This window comes from uncultured Gimesia sp. (assembly GCF_937919775.1).
Classification (GTDB): Bacteria; Planctomycetota; Planctomycetia; order Planctomycetales; family Planctomycetaceae; genus Gimesia.
Genome location: NZ_CALFPF010000044.1, coordinates 1 through 5,383 on the forward strand (window position 1 = coordinate 1; position 5,383 = coordinate 5,383).

The window sequence follows — 5,383 nt, forward strand, 5'->3', positions numbered from 1 at the left end:
ATCGAAGCGGCTTGCCTCTTGATTGGCCTGGTGACGAGACCGGTGACTTCCGCGGACTGATCGTCAAAGGAATGCGAGAGCGACTCGTTGTGTATGCCAATCAAATACTTGGTTCAATTGATTCAGAGCAATGAAGAAATAATCTAGTTTTTGCAGAGACCAAAGAAAACAGTCATATTGCGGCACAGAAAAATCGGTCCTGTGCCGCAATGCGATTGTGCCATCTGCATTAAGACTGCGAGGTCAAACCAAACACGCGGTCCATGTTCGCTGAGACTTCTTTCAGACGCTCCAGATCGCCGCCGGAGACTTCTGCTGCCGCCCAGCCGGCGTATTTGATTTCGGCCAGCGCTTTGCGGACGTCGGCCCAGTCCAGATCGCCTTCGCCGATCTTGGTGAACTTGCCCATCTCGCGCGAGAAACCTTTCAGGTCCAGCTTGATGATCCGTTTGTTGAGCTGCCGAATCCAGTCCCCCATGCTGCCATACTTCCAGTGATTTCCAATATCAAACTGCATGCCGACCCAGGGGGAATTGAATTCGTCGATGTATTTCACGAACTTGTCCGCGGTCTGATTGTGGTCACCTTCGTGATCGTAGCAGAACTGATTCCAGACATTTTCAACAGCGATGGGGACTCCGAGTTCCGCCGCCAGGGGAATTGCCTTTGAGATATTTTCGACCGATCGTTTCCAGATTTCTTCTTCGGGGCCGTCGCTCCCCTTGCCCACGACCAGCAGCACCGTGTTTCCGCCGACCGCATGTGTCTGGCGCAGCGCTTCTTTCAGACTCTCCAGGGCTTTCGCACGCACTGCGGGATCGGCATCGGTATGGCGCACCTGCCAGTGGCTGGAGTTGACCGAACCGTCTACGGGAAGTCCGGTCGCTTTGATGGCGGCACGCACTTCTTCAACGTCGATGCCCGGCGTATTCAATTCGATCCCGTCGAACCCGGCTTCTTTCGCGATCGCAAATTTTTCTTCCAGCGTCTTACCCGTTCGAACCATCCCGATCTTCAACGTCTTATACAGGCGGCCTTTGAGATAGCCCTCCTGACTCTCTGCTCCCTGAGCAAGAAACGGAGAAGAAGCAGCAGCGGCTGCCGCGAACAGCATAAAATGGCGACGAGACAGTGAATCCGATGTGAGCATGGTCAACTCCTTGATGTCTGGACTTGTTGCGGTCAGTTTCAGTTTAATTATTTCAATTCAATAAGTCACAAGTACCTATCCTGACGATATTGTAACATTCTTTACAAAAACATTGCACTCAGAAAGCTTCCGCTTTTCATGTGAGGGACCAAATTTCCTGAGTGACGAAACGGACTGTTAAATCGCTGCTCGGATGTACGTGAAAAGTCGAAACTAGCAATGTGATTTATGGAGCGCCAATTGATAAGATACCTATTAACTGGTAGATTGAGACAAAATCTTAATCGATATAAAGTGCTGGTTTTTTACCTGGTGACTTCATGAAGATCAACTGCCATTGCGGTGAGCAAATATCTGACACGTCCGACTATATCTCCCACAAAGCGCACCTCATTCCTGACCAGGATATCTATGGTGTGATGGATGGACTTGATGACGAAGTCATAGACCGCGTAGCATCTGGCGAGTTATCCGTTCAGGATGCGTATATGGTGTCGAGAAGAATTCTATATTCACCAATACGGACAATGTGGCAATGCTTCGAGTGTGGACGACTATATATAGACGGTCCAGACAGTGAACTTCACTGTTTTAGACCCGATAACGAGCAAACTGAGAAACGCATTCTTCGCGCACGAAACAGTAAATAAGAAAGTATTTAACTGGAACGACGAAATCAGATGCCTTGATCATGGACCGTCACTGCCACTGGATCATAGAGAGTCATTTTGCTTCAAAGAAGGTCGAGATTAATGAAACTCAATTCGGTCAGCTTTGAATCTTTGAGTGCCATCACATACTCAGTTTCACTGCCACCACACCAACAATACTCATCACCGGAATTTGTGCACGTCTCATTCTCTGGGCAGTATCGCAATGGTTCCGTTGGTGCCCCAGACGCGACATTCATTGTGGCAATTATGGAAGCGGTACAGCGAGCATGGTACACGGAATGCATGATTCTTGACTTCAGCGACCTCAGCTACCAATGGGGTGACAATATGGAGTGGGTATACGATATTGGATGGTCAGGGCATACAAGATGTCACAAACCATTGGCCATTATCGTCAGTGATAAATGCCGAGAAGCACTCCGCTCCCTTTCTCCTGACGACTTCGATGAATACTGTGTCGATTCACTCGAAAAGGCTATCGATTTAATACGGTTAAAAAAACCAGAATATGATCGTTGCATGGAAGAATGGCGACAAAGGTAATTAAAGGAAACATGCCAAAGCGCTACACATGAAGAGAGTCACAGGCCGGACTCGCTTCTGAAATCAACTTCATTCAACACAACCCGATGATTCTGGTCGTCATCCATAAAGAGAGCGAGTATGAATTTCGACGAAATACACATCGCCCAGACCATCGAATATCTACCCGGTCTTCCCTGAAAAATGTAAACTTGAAAACTGACTTACGGGTTGCTAAATACTAAACTGATCCACTATTCAATTGAAATAGTACTAAAATCTGTCTATCAATAGTCAGGCGCCCGGTTACGGCCGAGGTCAGGAGATATTATGACGGTCAAGCGCATGGACAACGTCGGCATCGTGGTTGAAGATCTCGATGCTGCCATTGAATTTTTCACCGAACTGGGGCTCACGCTCGAGGGACGCGTCCCTGTCGAAGGAGACTGGGCAGATGGCGTCACGGGATTGCGCAATATGCGCGTCGAGATCGCCATGCTGCGCACGCCGGATGGTCACAGCCGTCTCGAGCTCTCCCGATTCCTCGCCCCGCCTGTCGTCGCCGATCACCGTACCGCTCCCGTGAACGCCCTCGGTTACCTGCGCGTCATGTTCGCCGTGGAAGACATCGACGATACGCTCGCCCGACTCGTCAAATGCGGCGCGGAGCTCGTCGACAAAGTGGTCCAGTATGATGACATGTACCGACTCTGCTACATCCGGGGTCCCGAAGGAATTCTCATCGGCCTGGCCCAGGAACTCAGGTAGCAGACTTCCCGATGATCACATGCGACAGATACTGACCTGATAAGGGTGTGCACTCGCGGGGGCGAGTTGCTGCGCCCGGAAGTCATGAATGGCGATTCCATTCGGTGCGGAAACCTGCTTCGTTGAAGACGTTGCAATGCGGTCGCATTTGTGACATATTCGACGCAGGAATAATTTCTTCGCAGATTCTTCTTGCATGGGAAGTGAGTTCATGGTTTGGCTGCTAGGTTCCATCATCGTTTTTGTCGCTTTATCCGGTCTGATGGCTGCGGTCGACGCAGCAGTCCTGAGCGTTTCTCACCCGGAGATCGATGAACTGATTCAACACGGAAAACAGGGAGCGCGACGGCTGCGCGAAGTGAAACAGGAACTGACGCGTTCACTGGCGGTGATTGTGATTCTCACCAACCTGATCAATGTGCTCGGACCGATTCTCGTCAGCCAGCAGGCATTCGGACTTTACGGACCAAGGTCCCTGGTTCCCGTCACGATTGTGCTCATGCTCGGCACGATTGTTTTCTCGGAGGTGATTCCCAAGGCGCTGGGATCGCATTACGCGCCGCAACTGGCTCGCTGGGCAGCCCCCGTGATTCGCGCCCTGGGGTTCGTCATCTATCCGCTCAGCGCGGCGCTCGCCTGGTTTTCCGACACCATGATGCGGGGACAAAGGAGAATCGGAACGGAAACGCAGATTCGTGCGCTCGTCAAACTGGGGCGAAAGGGGGGCCACATAGAACCGACCGAAGGTCACATGATCTTCCGCACGTTTCGCCTCAACGATCGGACGGTTCAAGCCATCATGACACCGCTGGAAAAGGTGATCTCGATTCCTGTATCGGCCACGGTCAGCGAAGCGGCAGAGATCATTCGCACAAAGGAGTTTTCGCGCTACCCTGTCTTCGGACCATCGCCCGACGATGTTCCAGGCATGCTGCTCACCCGCGATGTCTTGAGGTTGCTCGCTGATGGTGAGGGAGAGACGTCGATCACTTCAATCATGCACGCACCGTTTGTCGTCAGCGCCGAAAGGCATGCCGACGAACTGTTGCTGGAGTTCCGCACACGTCACCAGCATCTGGCCGTCGTGCAGCAAACGAACCAGACAATCGGCATTGTGACACTGGAAGACGTGCTGGAGGAAATCGTCGGCGAAATTGAGGATGAGAAGGACGTTGAGTGGAGAGAGTGATGCCGTAAGGTCAAAAACTCAGTCGACTCGTATTTCCAGTTCACTCTGTCATTGATGCAGCCTGTCACTCATTGACTGCTCTCGTCTGTTTGAGATTCCACGACCCCATATGAATCGTGGAATCCCGTTTAACAAACGTTTTTGCAGTTTGAATCATGAACGACGTGAGCCCCTCACTATCGCCATCAAGTTTCAGGCTCACAAAGTCAACTATTATTCTTCCAGCATACTGATTTCACCGGTCTGCATATTGTAAATGCCGCCTACGATTTTGATCTCCCCCTTCTGTTCCATCTCTTTCAAAATCGGGCTGTTGATTCTGATGCGATCGATGGTGCCCAGGACGTTCTGCGCAGTGACCATCTTGACGAACTCGCGATTCGTGCTTGTTTTCTCACCTTTGTAATCTTTAAAGTGATCGACGGCCGGTTTGATATTGGCCAGCATCGCGGTGATGTTACCCAGTTCGACGCCGTCAATCGCAGCATTCACGGCACCACAGCGCTCGTGGCCCAGGACGAAAACCAGTTTGGAACCGGCGACTTTGCAGGCGTACTCCATACTGCCCAGAATATCGGTGTTTTCAAAGTTACCGGCGACGCGGGCAACAAAGATATCGCCGATGCCGCGATCGAAGACATCCTCCACCGGAACCCGCGAATCGAGACAGGAAAGCACAACCGCTTTAGGATACTGCCCGAGCGCTGCTTCACGCACCAGTTTGGAATGGTCGCGCGCCGTCAGTGTTCCCGCGACGAAGCGTTGATTCCCCTCTTTGAGCAGCGTCAACACCTGGTCCGGCGTCAGTGCGTTCTGTTCTGCCTGTGTTAAAACGCGATTCACCAGCGGTTTGACATCCACCTCGATTTCCGAGTTTTTGTCGTCCGTGGCCTTGGTGGCAACGGGCTGATTTTGCGCACACCCCGTCAGCAAGATTACAAACAGACAACAGGACAACAGTGGGTTCGGACTCTTTTTGATCATCTTCGGACTTCCTTATATCTGCTTACTAAGCGTGGTGTTCTGATAATGCAACCATTTGGACTCTACCACACGGCAGGTACATCAGTAGCAATGTCT

At 51.4% G+C, this 5,383-nt stretch carries 6 protein-coding genes; 3 read left to right on the forward strand and 3 right to left on the reverse strand.

Annotation, left to right across the window (positions count from 1 at the left end):
* Positions 1 to 229 precede the first annotated feature (229 nt).
* The gene (locus Q0294_RS01250; protein WP_299459968.1) at positions 230 to 1,150 is read right to left on the reverse strand and encodes a sugar phosphate isomerase/epimerase family protein; all 921 of its coding nucleotides are present in this window, start codon (positions 1,148 to 1,150) and stop codon (positions 230 to 232) included.
* A gap of 752 nt (positions 1,151 to 1,902) precedes the next feature.
* On the opposite strand from Q0294_RS01250, the gene Q0294_RS01255 reads away from it, so the two are divergent.
* Together Q0294_RS01255 and Q0294_RS01260 are read left to right on the forward strand one after the other, a co-directional pair.
* On the forward strand, positions 1,903 to 2,367 hold the full coding sequence (locus Q0294_RS01255) for a hypothetical protein (RefSeq protein ID WP_299459971.1): 465 nt from the start codon (positions 1,903 to 1,905) through the stop codon (positions 2,365 to 2,367).
* A gap of 309 nt (positions 2,368 to 2,676) precedes the next feature.
* On the forward strand, positions 2,677 to 3,114 hold the full coding sequence (locus tag Q0294_RS01260; protein WP_299459974.1) for a VOC family protein: 438 nt from the start codon (positions 2,677 to 2,679) through the stop codon (positions 3,112 to 3,114).
* Positions 3,115 to 3,129: 15 nt separating this feature from the next.
* On the opposite strand, the gene Q0294_RS01265 is transcribed toward Q0294_RS01260, so the two are convergent.
* Positions 3,130 to 3,312: a hypothetical protein gene (locus tag Q0294_RS01265; protein ID WP_299459977.1), complete on the reverse strand. Its 183-nt coding sequence runs from the start codon at positions 3,310 to 3,312 to the stop codon at positions 3,130 to 3,132.
* 13 nt (positions 3,313 to 3,325) lie between these two features.
* On the opposite strand from Q0294_RS01265, the gene Q0294_RS01270 reads away from it, so the two are divergent.
* The gene (locus Q0294_RS01270; protein ID WP_299459980.1) at positions 3,326 to 4,303 is read left to right on the forward strand and encodes a hemolysin family protein; all 978 of its coding nucleotides are present in this window, start codon (positions 3,326 to 3,328) and stop codon (positions 4,301 to 4,303) included.
* 213 nt (positions 4,304 to 4,516) lie between these two features.
* On the opposite strand, the gene Q0294_RS01275 is transcribed toward Q0294_RS01270, so the two are convergent.
* Positions 4,517 to 5,287 carry a carbonic anhydrase family protein gene (locus Q0294_RS01275; protein ID WP_299459983.1) on the reverse strand — a complete coding sequence of 257 codons (771 nt, stop codon included), beginning with the start codon at positions 5,285 to 5,287 and terminating at the stop codon, positions 4,517 to 4,519.
* Positions 5,288 to 5,383: the final 96 nt, after the last annotated feature.